At 67.0% G+C, this 19,283-nt stretch carries 19 protein-coding genes; 2 read left to right on the top strand and 17 right to left on the bottom strand.

Annotated features, from left to right (window positions below; translation table 11 throughout):
• Window positions 1–10 precede the first annotated feature (10 nt).
• The 8 genes from rplB to ACIQTX_RS06265 form a co-directional block, all read right to left on the bottom strand.
• Window positions 11–850 carry a 50S ribosomal protein L2 gene (rplB, locus tag ACIQTX_RS06300; protein WP_028502461.1) on the bottom strand — a complete coding sequence of 280 codons (840 nt, stop codon included), beginning with the start codon at window positions 848–850 and terminating at the stop codon, window positions 11–13.
• A 20-nt stretch (window positions 851–870) separates the two neighbouring features.
• Window positions 871–1,194: a 50S ribosomal protein L23 gene (rplW, locus tag ACIQTX_RS06295; protein ID WP_105526207.1), complete on the bottom strand. Its 324-nt coding sequence runs from the start codon at window positions 1,192–1,194 to the stop codon at window positions 871–873.
• A complete protein-coding gene (gene rplD / locus ACIQTX_RS06290) occupies window positions 1,191–1,853 on the bottom strand; it encodes a 50S ribosomal protein L4 (protein ID WP_021201122.1) in 663 nt (220 codons plus the stop codon). Before rplD ends, rplW begins: the two co-directional genes overlap by 4 nt.
• A 2-nt stretch (window positions 1,854–1,855) precedes the next feature.
• Window positions 1,856–2,515 carry a 50S ribosomal protein L3 gene (gene rplC / locus ACIQTX_RS06285; protein WP_105526208.1) on the bottom strand — a complete coding sequence of 220 codons (660 nt, stop codon included), beginning with the start codon at window positions 2,513–2,515 and terminating at the stop codon, window positions 1,856–1,858.
• A gap of 8 nt (window positions 2,516–2,523) precedes the next feature.
• Window positions 2,524–2,832, bottom strand: a complete 309-nt coding sequence (gene rpsJ / locus ACIQTX_RS06280; RefSeq protein WP_017201594.1) for a 30S ribosomal protein S10 — start codon at window positions 2,830–2,832, stop codon at window positions 2,524–2,526.
• An 848-nt stretch (window positions 2,833–3,680) separates the two neighbouring features.
• Window positions 3,681–3,893 (bottom strand): hypothetical protein, encoded by a 213-nt coding sequence (locus ACIQTX_RS06275; protein WP_402970295.1) that lies wholly within the window; start codon window positions 3,891–3,893, stop codon window positions 3,681–3,683.
• Between the two features lie 33 nt (window positions 3,894–3,926).
• A complete protein-coding gene (locus ACIQTX_RS06270) occupies window positions 3,927–5,252 on the bottom strand; it encodes a hypothetical protein (RefSeq protein WP_402970292.1) in 1,326 nt (441 codons plus the stop codon).
• Entirely contained in the window at window positions 5,249–7,060 is a 1,812-nt protein-coding gene (locus tag ACIQTX_RS06265) for a DUF4012 domain-containing protein (protein ID WP_402970290.1), read from the bottom strand. Before ACIQTX_RS06265 ends, ACIQTX_RS06270 begins: the two co-directional genes overlap by 4 nt.
• A gap of 90 nt (window positions 7,061–7,150) precedes the next feature.
• Between ACIQTX_RS06265 and ACIQTX_RS06260 the strand changes: the two genes are divergently transcribed.
• Both ACIQTX_RS06260 and ACIQTX_RS06255 read left to right on the top strand, forming a co-directional pair.
• Window positions 7,151–8,404: a nucleotide sugar dehydrogenase gene (locus ACIQTX_RS06260; protein WP_402970287.1), complete on the top strand. Its 1,254-nt coding sequence runs from the start codon at window positions 7,151–7,153 to the stop codon at window positions 8,402–8,404.
• Window positions 8,401–9,555, top strand: a complete 1,155-nt coding sequence (locus ACIQTX_RS06255) for a hypothetical protein (RefSeq protein WP_402970284.1) — start codon at window positions 8,401–8,403, stop codon at window positions 9,553–9,555. The genes ACIQTX_RS06260 and ACIQTX_RS06255 overlap by 4 nt, the downstream gene beginning before the upstream one ends.
• On the opposite strand, the gene ACIQTX_RS06250 is transcribed toward ACIQTX_RS06255, so the two are convergent.
• Genes ACIQTX_RS06250 through ACIQTX_RS06210 form a run of 9 tightly spaced genes read right to left on the bottom strand, consistent with a single transcriptional unit; the run spans window position 9,534 to window position 19,103 of the window.
• A complete protein-coding gene (locus tag ACIQTX_RS06250) occupies window positions 9,534–10,556 on the bottom strand; it encodes a hypothetical protein (RefSeq protein WP_402970281.1) in 1,023 nt (340 codons plus the stop codon). The genes ACIQTX_RS06255 and ACIQTX_RS06250 overlap by 22 nt on opposite strands.
• Window positions 10,553–11,881 (bottom strand): O-antigen polymerase, encoded by a 1,329-nt coding sequence (locus tag ACIQTX_RS06245; RefSeq protein WP_402970279.1) that lies wholly within the window; start codon window positions 11,879–11,881, stop codon window positions 10,553–10,555. Before ACIQTX_RS06245 ends, ACIQTX_RS06250 begins: the two co-directional genes overlap by 4 nt.
• On the bottom strand, window positions 11,878–13,014 hold the full coding sequence (locus ACIQTX_RS06240) for a glycosyltransferase family 4 protein (RefSeq protein WP_402970276.1): 1,137 nt from the start codon (window positions 13,012–13,014) through the stop codon (window positions 11,878–11,880). Before ACIQTX_RS06240 ends, ACIQTX_RS06245 begins: the two co-directional genes overlap by 4 nt.
• Window positions 13,011–13,943, bottom strand: a complete 933-nt coding sequence (locus ACIQTX_RS06235) for an NAD-dependent epimerase/dehydratase family protein (RefSeq protein WP_402970273.1) — start codon at window positions 13,941–13,943, stop codon at window positions 13,011–13,013. Before ACIQTX_RS06235 ends, ACIQTX_RS06240 begins: the two co-directional genes overlap by 4 nt.
• Window positions 13,940–14,602 carry an acetyltransferase gene (locus ACIQTX_RS06230; RefSeq protein WP_402970270.1) on the bottom strand — a complete coding sequence of 221 codons (663 nt, stop codon included), beginning with the start codon at window positions 14,600–14,602 and terminating at the stop codon, window positions 13,940–13,942. The genes ACIQTX_RS06235 and ACIQTX_RS06230 overlap by 4 nt, the downstream gene beginning before the upstream one ends.
• Window positions 14,595–15,221 (bottom strand): sugar transferase, encoded by a 627-nt coding sequence (locus ACIQTX_RS06225; RefSeq protein WP_402970267.1) that lies wholly within the window; start codon window positions 15,219–15,221, stop codon window positions 14,595–14,597. Before ACIQTX_RS06225 ends, ACIQTX_RS06230 begins: the two co-directional genes overlap by 8 nt.
• Window positions 15,218–16,354 (bottom strand): DegT/DnrJ/EryC1/StrS family aminotransferase, encoded by a 1,137-nt coding sequence (locus ACIQTX_RS06220; protein ID WP_402970265.1) that lies wholly within the window; start codon window positions 16,352–16,354, stop codon window positions 15,218–15,220. The genes ACIQTX_RS06225 and ACIQTX_RS06220 overlap by 4 nt, the downstream gene beginning before the upstream one ends.
• Window positions 16,351–18,159 carry a polysaccharide biosynthesis protein gene (locus ACIQTX_RS06215; RefSeq protein WP_402970262.1) on the bottom strand — a complete coding sequence of 603 codons (1,809 nt, stop codon included), beginning with the start codon at window positions 18,157–18,159 and terminating at the stop codon, window positions 16,351–16,353. The genes ACIQTX_RS06220 and ACIQTX_RS06215 overlap by 4 nt, the downstream gene beginning before the upstream one ends.
• Window positions 18,156–19,103, bottom strand: coding sequence for a hypothetical protein (locus ACIQTX_RS06210; RefSeq protein ID WP_402970260.1), 948 nt, complete (start codon window positions 19,101–19,103; stop codon window positions 18,156–18,158). Before ACIQTX_RS06210 ends, ACIQTX_RS06215 begins: the two co-directional genes overlap by 4 nt.
• Window positions 19,104–19,283: the final 180 nt, after the last annotated feature.

Raw genomic sequence — 19,283 nt, 5'->3', positions numbered from 1 at the left:
TCTCTTACTCCTACTTACGCTTCTTGCCGGCGTTACGACGACGCACGATGTACTTGTCGCTTTCCTTGTTGGCGTGACGGGTACGACCCTCAGCCTGGCCCCACGGGGAGACGGGGTGACGACCACCAGAGGTCTTACCCTCACCACCACCGTGCGGGTGATCGACCGGGTTCATGGCGACACCACGCACGGTCGGGCGGACGCCCTTCCAGCGCATGCGGCCGGCCTTACCCCAGTTGATGTTCGACTGCTCGGCGTTGCCGACCTCGCCGATGGTCGCGCGGCAGCGCGCATCGACGTTGCGGATCTCGCCCGAGGGGAGACGCAGCTGAGCGAAGTTGCCATCCTTGGCGACGAGACGGACGGATGCACCGGCCGAACGTGCCATCTTCGCGCCGCCGCCGGGGCGGAGCTCGATCGCGTGGATGACGGTACCGGTGGGGATGTTCTTCAGCGGGAGGTTGTTACCCGGCTTGATGTCAGCCCCGGCACCTGACTCGATGACGTCGCCCTGCTTCAGCTTCGCCGGAGCGAGGATGTAGCGCTTCTCACCGTCGAAGTAGTGCAGCAGCGCGATGCGCGCGGTGCGGTTGGGGTCGTACTCGATGTGAGCGACCTTGGCGTTGACGCCGTCCTTGTCATTACGACGGAAGTCGATGACGCGGTACTGGCGCTTGTGGCCACCACCGATGTGACGGGTCGTGATGCGGCCCTGGTTGTTACGACCACCGGTCTTCGAGAGCGGGCGCAGCAGCGACTTCTCCGGCGTCGATCGGGTGATCTCGGCGAAGTCAGCCACCGACGAGCCGCGACGGCCCGGGGTCGTGGGCTTGTACTTGCGAATAGCCATTATTGTCCTTATCCCCCGGATCAGCCGATTGCCGTGAAGATGTCGATGGTGCCCGACTTCAGGGTGACGATGGCGCGCTTGGTGTCCTTGCGCTTGCCGGTGCCGAAGCGGGTGCGACGAGCCTTGCCGACGCGGTTGAGGGTGTTGACCCCAGCGACCTTGACGCCGAAGATCTTCTCGATGGCGAGCTTGATCTCGGTCTTCGAAGCGCGCGGGTCGACGAGGAAGGTGTACTTACCCTCATCGATGAGCCCGTAGCTCTTCTCGGACACGACCGGCTTCAGGATGATGTCGCGCGGGTCCTTGTTCAGGGCCGTCTGGAGAACAGCTGCCTGCTCGCTCATGCGGAGACCTCCTGGTTGGCGCCGGACTTGGAGGCGATGAAGCCCTCGAGCGCGGCCTGGGTGAAGACGATGTCGTCGGAGACGAGAACGTCGTATGCGTTGAGCTGGTCGAACGTCAGCACGTGCAGGTTCGACAGGTTGCGGATGCTCTTCAGCGTCACGTCGTCGTTGCGCTCGATCACGACGAGCACGTTCTTCGACGAGACGACGTTGGTGAGGAAGTTCACCGCGGTCTTGGTCGAGGGCGTGCCGTCGATCCCGAAGGACTCGATGGCGTGGATGCGGTCACCGCGGAAACGGTCGCTGAGCGCGCCCAGCAGGGCGGCGGCGATCATCTTCTTGGGGGTGCGCTGCGAGTAGTCACGCGGCTTCGGGCCGTGGACGATGCCACCGCCGGTCATGTGCGGCGCGCGGATGGAACCCTGACGGGCGTTACCCGTGCCCTTCTGCTTGAAGGGCTTGCGACCGGCACCGGAGACCTCGCCACGACGCTTGGTCGAGTGCGTGCCCTGGCGAGCCGCCGCGAGCTGCGCGACGACGACCTGGTGGATGAGCGGGATGTTCGTCTTGGCGTCGAACAGCGCGGCGGGAAGCTCGATCGAGCCTGCCTTCTTGCCGTCTGCCTTGAGGACGTCGAGCGCGAGAGTGGAGTCAGCCATGTTCAGGCACCCTTCACTGCGTTGCGGACATAGACGATGCGGCCACGAGCACCGGGGACGGCGCCCTTGACGAGCAGCAGACCCTTCTCGATGTCGACGGCGTGCACCGTGAGGTTGAGGACGGTCACGCGCTCGCCACCCATACGGCCGGCCATGCGCATGCCCTTGAAGACGCGGCTCGGAGTCGACGATGCGCCGATGGAGCCGGGCTTGCGGTGGTTGCGGTGCGAACCGTGCGATGCCGAGACGCCCTTGAAGTTGTGACGCTTCATGACACCGGCGAAGCCCTTGCCCTTGCTCGTGCCGACGACGTCGACGAGCTGGCCTGCATCGAAGGTGCCGTCGACCGTGAGCTCCTGGCCCAGGGTGTAGTCGCCGGCGTCCGCGGTGCGGATCTCGGTGACGTGACGACGCGGCGTGACGCCGGCTGCCTCGAAGTGAGCCGAGAGCGGCTTGTTCACCTTGCGGGGGTCGATCTGGCCGTACGCGATCTGAACGGCGTTGTAGCCGTCCTTCTCGGGCGTGCGGACCTGGGTGACCACGTTGGGCGCCAGCTCGATGACGGTGACGGGAATGAGCTTGCCGCTCTCGTTCCACACCTGGGTCATGCCGAGCTTCGTGCCCAGCATGCCCTTGGAAATCTTGGAGTTGATGTCAGCCATGTCGAACCTCAGAGCTTGATCTCGATGTTGACATCGGCCGGCAGGTCGAGGCGCATCAGCGAGTCGACAGCCTTGGGCGTCGGGTCGACGATGTCGATCAGACGCTTGTGGGTGCGCATCTCGAAGTGCTCGCGGCTGTCCTTGTACTTGTGCGGCGACCGGATGACGCACACGACGTTCTTCTCGGTCGGAAGCGGCACGGGGCCGACGACGGTCGCGCCCGCACGGGTCACTGTGTCGACGATCTTGCGTGCGGATGTATCGATGACCTCGTGGTCATACGACTTCAGGCGAATGCGGATCTTCTGTCCCGCCATTGTCTGCTCTCTCTCTTTAGGCGTCTTACCGTCCGGGACCGGGTGGTCTCGGGGCATTGGACGCACGTCGGCGCTGTTCGCGCCTCGGCACGAGAACGGCTCTTGCGAGTCGATCTGCTGCACCACTGTTCTTCTGTCAGCCGGACGCCGTGAGGCGAACGGATGCCGACCTCCTGCCGCGCACGGCAGAACCCTTCGCGAGGAAGGGTGTCGGGGATGTGTTCTGCTACCCGCGGCCTAGAACCCTGCACCGTCCCGGAGGAGGCGCCGTCTATGCACTGCCCTGGCAGTGATCCGGCGCACGCACAGCGGCGACGGAATATCGAACCTGTCTATTCTGCCACGGCGGATTTCACTTCCGCAAACCCGGGCGTGTCGCGACCGTCGACCGGACCTTCAGACGACGCCCGAACGGGTCAGATCGCAGGAGATAGCGGGGCGAGGCATCCCCATGCCTCGCCCCGCTTGGGGAGGGCGTTCGGCGCGAGGGGGCACACCGAACGCGAGCAGTTCGGCGTGAAGGGACGCCGAACTCCTCGACCGAGGGCGCGGCGGTAGACCCGCCGCGCAGGCAGGGAGACGCTCAGGCGCACAGAGTGCACGCGTCGCACGATGATCCCCAAGATCGCATATCCCCAGTTTGAACGCGGAAGAACCGCGTGCTTCGGGAAACCGAACCCCTTCGGCTTCCCCGACCACAAGATCCCCAGGTGGTCGAGATGATCCTACTGGATACACGAGTGAATGCGCCACATTCGACGACATTCCGGTGCGGACGCGGTGCCCCCGCAGACGTAAGAGCGGCGACCCACCGGTGGTGGATCGCCGCTCTTGACTAGCGCTGCTGCTTACTCGTTGCCGACGGCCTTGTCGGCGCCGTCCCGGATCTCGTCGATCTTGTCGGCAGCACCGGGGGCGAGCTTCTTGGCGAAGTCGGCGACGCCGTCCAGCACCTTGTCGCTGATGTCCTCAGCCTGCTCGCTCTTCACGGCCTCGGCAATCTTGTCCTTGTTCTGCTCGTACAGGTCCTTGCCCTTGTTGACGGCGTCGTCGATACCCATGATTCCCCTTCGGAGACGGTGTGCGATGTGTGCCTAGTCTGCACGAACCACCGCGTCATCACCAGAGGCAAAGGACTCCGATGCGGAGCCCGTCGCGTCGCCCGGCAGCGACCGGAAGGCGGCGACCGCGCCGATGAAGAGGAAGACCGCCCAGAAATGTCCGGGTGCCTGCAGCAGCGGGTTGAGGGCGTTCGCGGCGAGTACGGCGAGTGCGCCAGCGCCCGTGGTGAACACGACGGGCCTCGCGTCCGGGCGACGTGTCACGACACGCACCGCTGCACACACGACGAGCACCGTACTCGCGACGAGGAGCAGCACGCCGACCACTCCCACCTGGAAGAGAATCAGGTTGTACTGCATCTCGAAGTTCCAGGGGCGCTCATCGCTGCGCGCGTAGCCGGGGATGACCGCACCGATACCGTGGCCGAAGATGGGCGACTCCAAGAACGCCGCCCACAACCGCTCCACCTGCTCGATCCTCAGATCCTCGTCGGCGGTTCCCCCTCTGCCGGTCACCAGCGCGAGGACACCAGCACTCATGCGTTGTCCTGGCGGTGTGATCAGCAACGCGATCGCTGCGAGCACCGCGACCCCCGCGGAGATCATGAGCGCACGCACATGGCGCCGAGTGAACCAGGCGCGCCCCACCGACACGAGGTAGGCGATGAAGATCAGGATCGGGACCACCAGTCCCAGCGCGAGCGCAGCCCTGCGGGTGCTGACCACCGCTGCCAGCGTCGCGAGAACGGCTGCGGCCACCATGAGGTTCCGGGACGGGAGACCCGGACCCCGGAAGAACATCCCGACGATCCAGAGCGGGCCGAGGGCGATCAGCGATGATGCTCCGTAGACACCCACGACCACATTCGGCCACGCACCGGAGACGTCTGCGTCGAAGACGATCCTGATCCACAACGCAGGCTCGACTCCCACCGCGCCCAACGTCCACAGCGCCAGCACGATCACCGCCAGAGCCACCGTCGCCCCCGCCGCGAACCGCAGGAACAGAGCGACCACGTGCTCGTCCATCTGGCTGGCCCATACCCAGAAGAGAACGGGGGCGGCGACCCAGCTGATCAGGGAGTGAGCGAAGCCGGGGTTGCCTGCACCGCCGATCACGCCGACGAGCATCGCGGCGGCAGCGCAGCAGGCCGCTGCCAGAAGAAGGGGAGGAAGGCTGCGAGGACGACGGACGAGCCTCCAGACGCACCACAGCCCGAGCAGAAGGAGCAAGGACGCCAGGAACAGGTTGTGCCCCACGGGCAAGACGATCAGGTAGGCCAGGATCCCGGCGGCGAGCACGTCGGCCACCGTGTCCAGCCGCTGCAGAAGCGGGCGCGCGCCCGTGGTACCGGTCACTGACAGGTGACGGCGTCCTGCGTGACGACGGTCGGGGTGACGACCGGCGTGCTGTCGAGCTCGATCTTCGTGGTCTCGTCGGAATCCGCCACGAACTCGTAGGTGAGAGTCCGTGTCTCCTGGGGAGCCAGCGTCAACCGCATCGTTCCGACGGTGAACTCCTGGTCCCGTCGCACCTCGGACCGCGTGAGCTCCGCGTCAGCCCTCTGGCCGACCGCCGTGTACCCCTCCGGGGCGAAGACGAGCGTCTCCACCTGCATGGACCCCTTCGGCGTCTCGATACCGACTCCGGTGACGTACTCCGGAAGGCCACGCACCGCAGCCGGGTCCACGCCGTTGGTCAGCGTGACCGTCACGAACACATGGCGCCGACCATCCGCTGCGCAGACCGGCTGGCTCACGTCGATCGCCTGCTTCATGTAACGCTGCATCTTCCCGGGCGTCGAGTCGATGAAGTAGACGCCGAAGCCTTCGGCACCCTCACCCGCATACGGACCTCGGCGATCGACCAGCGTGCCCGCGATGAGCTGCTGCTCCGATTCGCGAGCACTCCAGATCGCGATCCGTCCCTCTTTCGCTGCGAGTCCGAGCACGGAGGACAGCTTGGCGAAGTCCACCTCGCCGCCCATCAGCTTCTGCAGAGTCAGGCCGGCGAAGACCTGGTTGATCATGTCGACCTCCGCAGGCTCGTAGGTGTTGTACAGGTCACCCAGCAGCATCGCCACCGCGTTGGAATTCGAGATCTCCGGTCCACCGGGGATCGTGACGGGTCCGGTCGCTACGAGGAGGTAGCTGAGGGCGACGGTGTCGAGGGAGACCACGGCGTCGACCTCGACACCCTTGGCGTCGCGCCACATGTCGCGCGCGACCTCGAACGTCCGGTCGAAACGCGGCGAGCGGGTGAGAGCCTGGACATAGCTTCCGAAAAGGAAGCCGTACAGATCGCTCTCCTCCTGGGTCACTCCCCCGACGGGCGGACGGAAGTTCGGGAAGTCGCGCCCGGACGCCGACGACTGGTTCACGATCGAGATCGCACCGTTGTCGATGTGCACCTGCGCCATGGAGCCGATGGTGCCTCCGCCGGACATCACCTCTCCGTTGTTCTGGAAGATGACCAGCACGTCACGAGGGCCGCCCTCGCCCAGGATCTCGGGGAGGGCTTCGACCAATGGCATCACGCCGTCGAGGGTGCTCGCCGCAGGCTTGAGTACCTTCTCGATGCGATCGACGCCCGATGCCACCGGACCGAGGAGTGCGCCGTGGTCGACGTCTGCCAGCATCGAGGATGCAGTGCGTACGGCTTCATCGGCCGACCGAGCGATGTCTCCGATCCCGCGGATCGCCTGAAGGTCGAGCCCCCCACCCGAAGGGCGCAGCGCAGCGATGTCGATGGCCGCGGCCGGTAGGAGCGCCTTGGTGGCCAGCTCGTCGACGGCAGCGGTCGCCATGCGCACGCCATGGAGGTTCGGGCCGATCACCGGCACCCACTCCAGCGATTCCCAGAGGAATCCGCTGGTCTGCTCGTGCGCGGAAGCGGCGGTCTTCGTCAGCTCCTCCGCGGCGGCCTGCGCGCCGGCAGTGTCGCCGGAGGCGATCAGTCCCGGGATGCTCTGTGCGAGCGGCACCGATGCCTCGAGCTTGTCCTTGGCGTCGAGTGCCTTCGGAATGAGGATCGCCGCGATGACGGCGACGGCGATGAGAAGTGCGAGCACGATTCCGACCACCCACAGGATGATCCGAGTCTTCCGAGTCTTCCGACGCTGCTGCTCGTTCTGGGCTCGACGCGCGCGTCTGGAGTCTCGGGTCACCGCAATATACTACCGAGGTGGACCTGAGCAGCGTCGCAGACTGCGTCGCACGCCCATGGCGGGGTTCGCCCACACCATGGAGGAGCGCACGTGAAAGCTGTTGTCATCGGTCAGGGATACGTCGGACTTCCGGTGGCCATGCGCGCCGTAGACGTGGGCATGACTGTCGTCGGTCTCGACGTCGACACCGTCCGCATCGCCGCTCTGCATGGTGGGGAGTCGTACGTCGATGACATCTCGTCGGAGCAGCTGAACGAGGCGATCGCCACCGGACGGTATCTCGCATCGTCCGACTACGACGACACCGCGGGGTTCGACGTCGCGGTGATCACCGTCCCGACTCCGCTTCGGGAGGGCCTCCCCGACATCTCGTACATCGAGTCCGCCGGCGCCTCGCTCGCAACCCGGCTGACCCGGGGCGCGACGGTCGTGCTCGAATCCACGACCTATCCGGGCACGACCGAGGAGATCCTCGTTCCGATCCTCGAGGCCGGTTCCGGGCTCGAGGCCGGACGCGACTTCGCCGTCGGATACAGCCCGGAGCGCATCGACCCGGGCAACCCGAAGTGGGGCTTCGTCAACACACCGAAGGTCGTCTCCGGCATCGACGAGCAATCACTCGGCAAGGTGAAGGCCTTCTACGACCGTCTCGTCGACGAGACGGTCAGCGTGAGCACGCCGAAAGAGGCGGAGCTCACCAAGCTGCTGGAGAACACCTTCCGTCATGTGAACATCGCTCTCGTGAACGAGTTGGCGGTCTTCGCGCACGAGCTCGAAGTCGACATCTGGGAGTCGATCGACGCCGCGGCCACCAAGCCCTTCGGGTACATGAAGTTCACCCCGGGGCCCGGTGTCGGCGGACACTGCCTTCCCGTCGACCCGAGCTACCTCTCCTGGCAGGTGCGCCGGAAGCTCGGACGCAGCTTCCGCTTCGTCGAGCTGGCGAACGACGTCAACGACCACATGCCCGACTATGTCGCTCAGCGGTCCATGGAACTGCTCAACGAAGATGAGCGCTCGTTGAAGGGGTCAACGATCCTGCTCGTCGGACTCGCGTACAAGCGCGACACGGCCGACATCCGCGAGTCGCCCTCCCTTCGCCTCATCGAGCTGCTCACCTCCTTCGGCGCCTCCATCCGCGGCGCGGACAGGCATGTGGAGTCGCACCGCTGGCCGGCCACGGTGGAGCGCGTGGAGCTCTCCGCAGCGGAGATCGACGCCGCGGATCTGGTCATCCTGGTGACGGATCACTCGGACTTCGACCTGGAACTTCTCAGCGACTCGCCGACGCCTGTGCTCGACACCAAGGGCCGGCTCACGGGGTCCAGGGTCGTTCGTTTGTGAGCTCGCTGCGCCTGATCCTCACGTCTTCGGCTGCCGCGGTCGCGACGCTCTCCGTTCAGGTCCTCGGCCTCATCACACTTGGTCCCGCGGATTTCGGTCTCTTCTCCATCGTCTACCTCGCGGGCGCCTTCGCTCTGTCGCTCGCCCTCTCGCTCATCTGCGAGGCGGCGACCCGTTCGCGCGGCGACACCCCCACACCCTGGTCGGACTTCAGCGGCGCATCGACGGAGTTCGCCCTGCTCTTCGCAGCGGCCGGCGGCCTCATCGTCGCCGTGACGCACTCGCCGCTGACGCCCTACTGGTGGCTCGTGGCACTCGCGATCGGTGGCAGTTCATATCGGTCGACCGCACGGTTCTACGCGGTCGAGAACGGTGACACGCGCGGTTCCGTCCTCGGCGATGCCCTGGGCGCGGTCGTCGCGGTCGCCCTGTGTGCCGTCACGCTTGTGCTCCACAGCGGAGAGCTCGCGTGGGTCCTCGGCACCTGGGCGGCATCGAGCGTCGTCGCCGCCGTGTTCTCGCGATGGCCGGCGCTGAACCGCCCAGGGGTGCTCGTCCGCTGGATCCGTCAGCGGCGGGCCGCCATCGCTCCCCTGGTGCGCGACTCGCTGATCATGGATGCCTCCTCCATCGGCACGCCGTACGCGCTGGCTCCGATCCTGGGAGTGGGACCGTTCGGCGTCTACCGGGCCGTGTCGAACGTCGCCGCCCCGGTACGGCTGCTGCTGAATCCGATCCGACCGCGCATCGCCCGACTGCGGATGTCTGCGGCGACCATCGGCCTCGTCCTCGCCGGCGGTGTGATCTTCGGCGCGCTGGCCGCCGGAGTGCTGCTCCTCCTCGGCGAAACCCCCTGGCCGCTCGGCACCCTCCGCGACCTCGTACCGTTCGCGGTGCCGACGGCGATCTTCGTCATGGCGAACATGGTGGGCCACACCTTCTACATCGTGTCGCGCCTGCGTGCATCACGACGTGACCTGCTCGCCGCCCGCCTCGTCCAGACGACTCTCGGCGTCGTCGGCCCGTTGCTGGGCGCTCTGCTGGCCGGGCTGAACGGAGCGATCTGGGCCTACGCCCTCTCCACGCTGATGTCGTCGCTCTACTGGCTCTTCATCGCGCGGCGGTCGGGTCAGACGCCGGTCACGGCCTGACGCCAGGCGGGCGCCCACGCCGAGAAGCTGTAGTGGTCGCGCACGGCGCTGTGGCCCGCCTCGCCGCGCTCACGGCGTCGCTTCGCGCTCTCCGAGAAGAAGCCCACCAGGGCATCCGCCCACTCCGCGGTGCTCTGCGGTGCAAGACCGTCGCCCCTACGCAGGATCTCTGCATTGACGCCGACCGGGTCTCCCATCATGGGGAGCCCGGCTGCGCCGTACTGGAGCAGCTTGTACCCGCACTTGCCCCGCGCCCACGCGGAATCAGGCGTCGGCATCAGCCCGAGATCGGCGTCGGCTAGCGCGGCTCCGAAGGTCTGCGGTGACCATGCCACCCGGTCGACCATCGCATCCAGCGGACCGAGCTCCGCCTCTCCCGCGCTGATGACGGTGAGCCGCATACCTGTCTCCGCGTGCGCGCGCACGAGCGCGGATTCGATGTCACGGAGATAGCGCTCCGTGGCGGGCGAGCCGATCCACACTGCGCGTGGTGTCGCCCCGAGGTCGAAGCCGGTCTTGCGCGTGTACTGGGCCGGATCGACGCAGCTGGGGATGACGGTCACATTGCGGTTGATCCGGCCCGCCTCTTCGGCGAGCGTCGCGTTGCCCGCGATGACCACGTCGGCCGCCGTCACGGCCGCCCGCCAGATCGAGGCCTTCGGGAAGGGCCCGCGGCGGTCGAGATAGAGGGCGTCGTCGAAGTCGTACACCCCGACTCGCGCGCCCTGCAGCAGTCGTCTCTCGACGCCGCCGCGACTCAGCGGACTCGCCTGCCGCGAGACCAGGACGCGCGCGTCGCCCGAGGGTGTGCGACGCAGTTTGCGCTCGGCTTCGAACAGGCGTCGCGGCGACGTCAGGAGAGACCGTCCGGAGTTGGTCGCACCGTCGAGATACGAGTGGGTGACGGCGGGTACATCCACCTGATCGAGCCAATCGAAGACGCGGACTCTCGCGCTTCCCGCTCTGCGCCCGTAGCTGGTGTAGGTGTGCAGCACGCTCATGATGTTCGCCTCCGTCGGGAGCCCACGGCGCCGAGCACCACGATGACCGCAGCCGTCACGAGATACAGCGTGTTGTTGGTCTTCTGTGCAAAGGTGACCAGGAACAGCGTGGAGAGCAGGAGGGCCGCGAGCCACCAACGCGCGGGCGATGCCTTCCTCGTGGCGTAGAGATACGCCACGAGGACACCGATGCCGGCCGCCCCGATCGCGACGCCGACGACTCGCCAGTCCCGGTAGAAGGGCTCCAACCAGGTGTACACGTTCGTCAGGGTGCCCACATCGACGAACGGCGCCCCCGAATTCCAGGTGCGGAGTCCGGGAATCAGACTCAGGACCGGCTCGAAGAACGCGGTGCCGAAGGTCTGCGGGTCGTAGTCGCCGTAGACGAGACGGGGTCCGCCCACCGGCGGCCAGGCACTGTTGGTCGAATCGACCAGGGTCAGGAACGCTGGCACCCCGGCGGTCAGATAGATGAACGGGCTGGAGAGGCCGGACGCACTGAGGGCGGGCGAGACGTTGCTGCCGACATCGCCCGTCTTGCCCAGCGCCCCGGCGAGCAACTGGAACGCGAGAAGCGCGCCCACGCCGATCGCGCCGATCGCCACCACCGGCACCCACCGCCGCCGGTACCACGCACGCACGGGACCGGTGCCCCACGCCCTGCCGTAGAGCAGAAGGAGCGCGCCGATCGCGAGGAGGACGCCCGCGAAGAGGTTGGTCCTCTGCAGCAGGGCGAGCATCGACCCGGCGAGCACCACCGCCGCCGGAGCGCGCCACCACCATGCCAGTCCGTTGCGGACCGAACCCGGCACGATCAGGATCGCGAGCAAGAGAGGCCCCACGTACATCAGCAGTCGCGCCCACAGGGGTACGCCCGCGAGATACGACTCCGCGGCCCCTCGAATCGTTCCGGGATCGAACCAGAAGGTCTCCCACCCGAAGCGCTGGAGGATCGTCCAGATGTAGACGCCGAACCCCAGCGCGTACGCGCCGGACAAGATCAGCAGTGTTCGCCGACTCACGAGTGCATGATCGCGCGGCGCGAGATCCGCACTGCGTGCCTTGCGCGACGCTAGCGCCACCCCTCCCCACGCTCCGACCGAGAAGAACGCGAGCCCGACCGCCAGCACACCCCATGCCGCCAGCGACGCACTGTGATAGGCGATGAGACCCGATCCGACGAGAACCAGCGTCACCGCCCACACGCCGTTGTGCACGGCCACGGGAAGGAACGCGCGACGGGCGATGAACCACGTCAGCGCGGTGAGTCCGATGAGCGCGGCGACGACGACGAGCGCGGCGACGCCGTTGGAGACTTCGGTCATCGCCGACCTCGTGCCAGCTCGCCGCGGAGGAACTCGGACACCGAGGCGTGAACCGCGTCGCGCCGGAAGTTCTCGACCACGAAGTCCCGGGCAGCCGCGCCCAGTCCCGCCGCGAGACTCGGATCTTCGACCACACGCCGCAGCGCCACAGCGAGCTGTTGCGCATCTCCCGCGGGCACCATCAGACCGGTGCGCTCGGGGATCACGGAATCGACCGCGCCCGTCGCATCCGTCGTCACGACCGCGATCCCGGTCGCTCCCGCCTCCAGCACGACATTGGGAAAGCCTTCACGCAGGGTGGGAAGGCAGAGGGCTCGCATCAGGGGATAGTACATCGACGTGTCCGCCACGGCGCCGAGCACGATCGGAGCCCGCCGCAGCAGCGAGAAGGAGTCGAGCTCCGCACCGTCGATGCCGCCGACGATCAGCAGCTGGTACTCGACCCGTTCGGCATCGAGAATGCGGCAGGCCTCCGCGAGGACTTCGAGCCCCTTGTCGTGATTGAGCCGGCCGACGAATCCGATGACGGGGACATCCGGAAGCAGTCCCTCGACCCGCGCCGCCGCGTTGCCTGGCGCGAAGCGGTCGACATCCACTCCGTTGGAGCTGCCGTGACCGCGCACGGTGACGCGAGATTCGGATGCGAGGCCCAGTGACACGACCCGCTGCCTGAGGCTCGGGCTCACCGCCAGCGTCTTCGTCGCGAGGCGGATCGTCAGACGCTCCATGATCGTCAGCACACGGCGAGTCGTTCCTGCGGCCGTCTCCAGGCGCAGCCCACGGAGGTGGTAGACCCGGGTACGCACGCCGAGCAGCCGGGCAGCCGTGATGCCGAGCAGGCCCGCTTTCGGGGTGCCCACGAACACGGCATCGGGGCGCAGGTGGCGGATCAGACGCATCCAGTCGCGCAGACCGCGGATGTCTCGGGCGACGTCGATCTCCCGCGCCATCGGGAGCGGGTGCACCGTGACCCCCGGTTCGGATCCGAGCGCCTCGAGCCTCTCACCCGGTGAGCTCGCGACATGCACCTCCCACCCGTCCGCGGCCAGCTTGTGCGGCAGCCCGGACAGCAGGCCGACGGACACGTCCGCCGTGACGCCGATCAGTATGCGCGCCGTATCGGCCGCGCTCACGAGTCCTTGCTCCGGAACCACGCGACCGTCTTCGCGATCCCTTCCTCGAGCGGGACCGGCTGGACGTCGGGGAACAACTCACGCAGGCGCACACCGTCGGACTGGGAGGCGCGCACATCGCCAGGACGCGGATCGACATGCTCGACGGCCACCGGAGCGCCGGTCTGCTCCTCGATCACCGCGACCAGTTCGCGCAGCGTGGTGTTGGTGCCGAACGCCAGATTCACGGGGTGCCCCGAGGTCACACGTTCCTGTACCGCCACCATCAACGCATGCGTCACCGTGTCCACGCTCGTGAAGTCTCGCGACTGCAGACCGTCTCCGTGGATGGTGAGCGCTCGCCCGGAGAGCGCCGCATCGACGAACCTCGGGATGACAGCGGCGTACACATGATCGGCCGGCTGGTAGGGCCCGTAGACGTTGAAGAAGCGGAAGGCCAGAGTCGGCAGCCCGTACGAATACTGGTAGGCCAGCACGTACGCCTCTCCCCCCAGCTTGGTCGCCGCGTACGGACTCATCGGCCGCGTCCAGTCGAACTCCGACTTCGGCAGAGCCGGGTTCGCCCCGTACACCGAACTCGACGACGCCATCACCACGTAGGCGTTCTCGCGTCGGGCCGCCTCGAGAACGGTCAGTGTCCCCGTCAGGTTGGCGACGTGCGAAGCCATGGGGTCGTCGATGGATCGGGGAACGCTGCCCAGCGCGCCGAGATGAACGATCGCATCCGCGCCGACCGTCGCTGCGGCCACCGCGTCGGCATCCGCGACGGAGCCCTGGTGCAGCGTGATCTTCGTCCCGGTCAGGTTCGAATCACGTCCGGTGCTGAAATCGTCGAGCACGTGGACATCGACTTCCGGCGCCTCGTCGTTGAACCGCCGTACGAGGTTGGATCCGATGAACCCGGCTCCGCCGGTGATGACTACCTTCACGAGCTGTGACTCTTTCCTGTTGTTCTATGGACGCGCGCAGGCACTCCCACCAGTGTTACCCGGGGAGGGGCGTCCTTGGTCACGCAGGCCGCCGCACCGACCGTCACGTCCGCGCCGATTTCCAGTCCCTGGAGCACCACCGACTTCGCACCGATGAGCACGCGCTCCTCGATGCGCACGTCACCCGAGATCACCGCACCCGGATTCAACGACACCGAGTCCCCCAGGACGCTGTCATGGCCGACGATGGCACCCGGATTCAAATGAGCGTGTCGTCCGATCCGGACATTCGTCGAGACCAGCACGCCGGCGCAGATGACCGCCCCGGCGCCGATCGAAGCGCGGGAGCCGATCGACGCGTTGGGGTGCACCAGCGTCGCCGCCCGGTCGCTTCCCACGCGCGCCGCAATCGCCGCGCGGTGCTCGGGCGACCCCACGGCGATGACGAAGAACGATGCCGGGTGCGCGGCGAGTGCCGCATCGATGGCGCCGAGGTGACGATGACCGCGTTCGGCCACACGCGTCAGTGCGAGAGGGCTGGGGGCGTCGTCAGCGAAGCCGAGTACGTCGAAAGCCGGCGATACCGCGTTGAGGGCTTCCACCACATCCAGAGTCTCGCGAGCGAAGCCACCAGCACCGAGGATGATGAGCTCACGCATCCGCATTCCTCGGACCGGGCCGGAACTCGGGCATCGTCGCGTGCTGTTCGGCGCTGATGCCGTCGCGGCGGACCACGACCGCCACGGTGCGCCAGAGGATCCAGAGGTCGAGCCGCAGCGAGCGCCCGTCGACGTACTTCACATCGAGCTGCAGACGCTCGTCCCAGTCGACGGAGTTCCGCCCGCTCACCTGCGCCAATCCGGTAACGCCGGGACGGACCTCGTGGCGGCGTGCCTGTGAAGGGGTGTACCGGTCGAGGTACTGCACGAGCAGGGGGCGGGGACCCACCAGGCTCATGTCTCCGAGGAGCACGTTCCAGAATGTCGGAAGCTCGTCGAGGCTGGTACTGCGGAGCAGGCGTCCGAAGCCGTTCAGCCGCGCTTCGTCGTCGGGGAGTCCACCGGCAGGATCGACGGGGCGCATCGTGCGGAACTTGTAGAGGGTGAACACCTTTCCGCTGCGCCCGGGCCGAGGCTGCCGGAAGATCACCGGGCGCCCGAGATTGACCAGGACCAGCGCTGCCACGATGAGCTGCAGGGGAAGGGACACGATCAGCACGACGGCCGCGAAAACCACGTCCAGCGCCCGTTTCACCGCATCGAACAGGAGCCCGCTCATGCGCGCTCTACCAGGAATTCGCGGATCAGGCTCTGCACGCGGTCCATCTGCTCCTCCGACAGCGCCGATCCGGACGGCAGCGTGATGCCCCCGCGGAAGAAGCGCTCGGAGACCCCGGTCACGGCGGCGGGGGCATCGACGAAGACCGGCTGCAGGTGCATCGGCTTCCACAGAGGCCTGGACTCGATGTCGTGGGAGCCCAGGTGTGCGGAGAGCTCGGATGCACTCCACCCGGTGACGTCCTCATCGACGAGCACGGCTGTGAGCCACGCGTTGTCCTCCGCGTCGTCTTCTCCGCCGAACACCGAGACCCCGTCCACGTCGGCGAACAGCGCCCGATACTCCTCGCGCCAGCGGTGGCGTCGGCGGATCATGTCGTCGAGGCGCGACAGCTGCGCGCGACCCAGCGCGGCGAGAAGGTTGCTCAGCCGGTAGTTGTATCCGATGTCGGTGTGCTCGTAGTGCGCGACCGGCTGCCGTGCCTGCGTCGCGAGGTAGCGCACGCGATCCGCGAGCTCCGTGTCATCCGTCACCAGCATGCCGCCGCCGGATGTCGTCATGATCTTGTTGCCGTTGAAGGAGAAGACGGACGCGCGTCCGAAGCTCCCCGCCGGTCGGCCCTTGCGGCTGGCGCCGAGTGACTCGGCGGCGTCGGCGAGCACCGGGATGCCGTGCTCACCGGCGATGTGCTCGATGGCCTCGAGGTCGGCGACCTTGCCGAGCAGGTCGACGGGGACGATCGCCTTGGCCGGCGTTCCCTTCGATCCGAGCTCCGCGACTACCTCGCTGAGCAGTCCCACGTCCATGTTCCCGGTGATGGGGTCGGCATCGATGAAGTACGGCGTCGCTCCCGTGTAGGCGATCGCGTTGGCCGTGGCCACGAACGTGAAGCTCGATGTCAGGACGATGTCTCCGGCACCGACGCCGAGAGCGAGAAGCCCGAGATGGAGCCCGGCCGTTCCCGAGCTCAGCGCGACGGCGTGACGTGTACCGACCCGGTCGCACATCTCACGCTCGAAGGCGTCGACATCCGGGCCGAGCGGGGCGACCCACCCCGAGCGCAGTGCCGCGACGATCGCGTTCTCCTCCCGCTCACCGACATCGGGGGAAGACATGTAGATGCGGTCGTTCATCGCGTGAGGTCTCCTTCGCGACCATGGGCAGGAGTCGTGGTGTCCGCGACGAGCAGCCGCCGCTTCCACCCTCCGAGGTCAAGGGTCTGCGGGCTGATGCTCCCGATCGACGTGTGCTGGATCTGGGGGTGGAAGGGGCGCTCGACGACCTCGTTCTCGCCGACGAGCTCCTCGTGCAGTTTCTCACCGGGACGCAGACCGGTGTAGACGATCTCGATGAACTCGCCGGACATGGCGATCATGCGCTTCGCGATGTCGAGGATCTTCACGGGCTCCCCCATGTCGAGGATGAGTACCTCCCCTGGCCGACCGATCCCGCCGGCCTGGACCACCAGCTGGCACGCTTCGGAGATCGTCATGAAGTAGCGGGTGACCTCGGGGTGCGTCACGGTCACGGGACCGCCGGCCTCGATCAGCGTGCGGAACATGGGGAGCATGGATCCCCGGCTTCCGATGACGTTGCCGAAGCGCACGGACAGGTACCGACGCTCCGACGTCTTCGCCGCCCAGACCGTGAGCTTCTCGGCCACCCGCTTGGAGTGGCCGAGGACGCTCGACGGATTCGCCGCCTTGTCGGTGGAGATGTTGACGAAGGTCTCGACGTCGACGTCGAGAGCTGCCTCGAGCACGTTGCGGGTGCCGAGTACGTTCGTCTTCCATGCCTCCTCGGGATACTGCTCGAGCATCGGAAGGTGCTTCAGCGCCGCGGCATGGAACACGACCTCAGGGCGGTGCCGACGGAAGATCTCCCGCAGCGATTCGACGTCTCGGATGTCGGCGAGGACGACGTCATCGGTGTCGAGCAGGCCGTGGCCGGAGATGCTGAGCTGGCTTCCCTGCAGACCGCTCTCGTCGCGGTCGAGCATGATGAGCACCTCAGGACCGAATTGCGCGAGCTGGCGGCAGAGCTCGCCGCCGATCGACCCGCCGGCCCCGGTGACGAGGACGCGCTTGCCGGTCACGTAGCCGGCGATCGACTTGACGTCGGTGTCGACGGGCTGACGACCGATGAGGTCTTCGATGCTCACATCCCTCAGATCGCGGATGCGGCTCGCGCCCTGCAGCACCTTGTCGAGCTCGGGGAGCACGAGCACGTTGAGACCGGCGGCGTTTCCCGCGTCGGTGGCGCGGCGCAGCAGCGCAGCGTCGGCGCGACCGACCGCGATGACGAGCTCGGTCGCACCGCTGAGCTCCACGGCAGCCTTCAGCTGAGCGAGCGTTCCGAGCACCGGGATGCCCTTGACCCGCAGGTTCCGCTTCTTCTGATCGTCATCGATCAGGCCCACAGGGTTGAACACCGGATCCTGCGTCTCGTTGAGCATTCGGCTGATCAGCTGCTGTCCGACCCAGCCTGCACCGAACACGAGGACCTTGCGTGATCCCCCCGGAGCATCTTTCGCGCTCCGATCGAACACGAGCGGCAGGTAGCGGAAGACCAGCATCAGGATCAGGGCGATCGCCGTGACCGACAGTGCGGTCCGGAGAGCCTCCGACGGTTGACGCATCCACACGAGCAGCACGACGCCCATCAGGACGCCCACGAGAAGCGCCGAGAGTCCGAGAGCGCGCACTTCCTCGATGGACCCGTACAGGTATCTCCCCCGGTACAGATGAAGGATGAATCCTGCCGCGAACTGGGCGGCGATCAGACCGGCGACCACGATCGCAGCGAACGGCCAGATCGCCAGGGGGACGAGGAAGTCGTAGCGCAGGAGCACGACGAGGAGAGCCGCGACGGTCCACGCGACTCCGTCCAGGACGAGGCGGCTGAGCGCACTGTAACCCGTGTCTTCCGCTGCACTCATGCGTGCCCCCCGTGTGCCGGCCCACCCACCGCGCTCATCGCGCGCCTTCTTGCTGTCGCGGGATCGATGACGATCACTCCGCGCACCCTCGCAGAGCCCTCGCGATGCCAACGCCCGAGAGCCTGCGCTGAATGCCGGTCGGTGCTGCCGATCTTCGCCACGAGCACGAGTGCTTCCCCGGGCTGAACCGCTCCGATATCGACGGGGCCTTCCTGAAGGGGCGGCCGCCGCGTCACGGTCAGTCCTGTCGATCCTGCTTCGATCGCGCGCGCCAGCGGCGACGTGTCGACGGCTGCGTCGAGAGGAAGCAGCACGATGACCGAATCGTCTCCGGCCCAGGCACTCATGATCAGGTGCAGATCGCGCATCTGCTCCGGCGTCGCCTCGCCGCTCGGCCACGCATACGCGGGAAGACTTGTCAGCTCGGCGGCATCTTCGAGGGAACGGACGCGTCGGGAGAGGACGAATCTGAGGCCGGCGTACGCCGCCGCCAGCGCGACGCCCAGCAGTGCCCCCACCGGCAGCGCCGTCGCTGCCCGCGGGCGGACGGGTGAATCGGGAGTCACCGCTTCGAACGTCTCCGCTCTCGCGTCGGAACCGGTCTGGTCGGCCACCCTCTCGGCGATCGCCGTCGCCAGTGCCGCTGCCATGCCCGGTTCCGTGTGCGACACCGTGACCGCGGTAATCGACGTCTCTGGACGCCACGTCGCGGAGACGCTGTCGGAGAGCTCTCTTCGTGACATGTCGAACTCATCGGCGACCGAGGCGATGACGCTCTCCGAGCGCGCCCGGACGGCTGCATTCGTGGCGATCGTGCGCGGAACGAAAGTCGCGGCCTCGTCGCTCGCGCCGAAGACGATCTCAGCTTCCGCTTCGTACGTCGCAGGGGTGACCAGAAGCAGCGCCCCCGAAGTCAGTACGCTCAGGACGAATACGGTCAGCATTCCCAACCATGCGCGTCTGATCGCGCCAAACCACTCCCCCGGCGACATGCTTCTCCTCTTCGAACCACATGGGCACGGAACGACTCTGTAATCCAGCATCCCAATACATCGGACTGGGCGGTGGAACCACGCCCGCCAGACCTGAGATGCGACATTGCCGCGTCCTCGCGGTCTAGTCAT

The sequence above is a fragment of the Microbacterium sp. NPDC090281 genome, assembly GCF_044769635.1.
In the GTDB taxonomy this organism is placed as follows: Bacteria; Actinomycetota; Actinomycetes; order Actinomycetales; family Microbacteriaceae; genus Microbacterium.
Note: the sequence above shows the minus strand (reverse complement) of the source record. Positions and strands in the feature narration are given on the sequence as shown.

What these genes read in the sequence shown, in the direction of transcription:
- rplB (WP_028502461.1), bottom strand. Translation starts at nt 850, where the DNA reads ATGGCTATTCGCAAGTACAAGCCCACGACCCCGGGCCGTCGCGGCTCG.
- rplW (WP_105526207.1), bottom strand. Translation starts at nt 1,194, where the DNA reads ATGAGCGAGCAGGCAGCTGTTCTCCAGACGGCCCTGAACAAGGACCCG.
- rplD (WP_021201122.1), bottom strand. Translation starts at nt 1,853, where the DNA reads ATGGCTGACTCCACTCTCGCGCTCGACGTCCTCAAGGCAGACGGCAAG.
- rplC (WP_105526208.1), bottom strand. Translation starts at nt 2,515, where the DNA reads ATGGCTGACATCAACTCCAAGATTTCCAAGGGCATGCTGGGCACGAAG.
- rpsJ (WP_017201594.1), bottom strand. Translation starts at nt 2,832, where the DNA reads ATGGCGGGACAGAAGATCCGCATTCGCCTGAAGTCGTATGACCACGAG.
- ACIQTX_RS06275 (WP_402970295.1), bottom strand. Translation starts at nt 3,893, where the DNA reads ATGGGTATCGACGACGCCGTCAACAAGGGCAAGGACCTGTACGAGCAG.
- ACIQTX_RS06250 (WP_402970281.1), bottom strand. Translation starts at nt 10,556, where the DNA reads ATGAGCGTGCTGCACACCTACACCAGCTACGGGCGCAGAGCGGGAAGC.
- ACIQTX_RS06245 (WP_402970279.1), bottom strand. Translation starts at nt 11,881, where the DNA reads ATGACCGAAGTCTCCAACGGCGTCGCCGCGCTCGTCGTCGTCGCCGCG.
- ACIQTX_RS06230 (WP_402970270.1), bottom strand. Translation starts at nt 14,602, where the DNA reads ATGCGTGAGCTCATCATCCTCGGTGCTGGTGGCTTCGCTCGCGAGACT.
- ACIQTX_RS06225 (WP_402970267.1), bottom strand. Translation starts at nt 15,221, where the DNA reads ATGAGCGGGCTCCTGTTCGATGCGGTGAAACGGGCGCTGGACGTGGTT.
- ACIQTX_RS06220 (WP_402970265.1), bottom strand. Translation starts at nt 16,354, where the DNA reads ATGAACGACCGCATCTACATGTCTTCCCCCGATGTCGGTGAGCGGGAG.
- ACIQTX_RS06215 (WP_402970262.1), bottom strand. Translation starts at nt 18,159, where the DNA reads ATGAGTGCAGCGGAAGACACGGGTTACAGTGCGCTCAGCCGCCTCGTC.
- ACIQTX_RS06210 (WP_402970260.1), bottom strand. Translation starts at nt 19,103, where the DNA reads ATGCTGACCGTATTCGTCCTGAGCGTACTGACTTCGGGGGCGCTGCTT.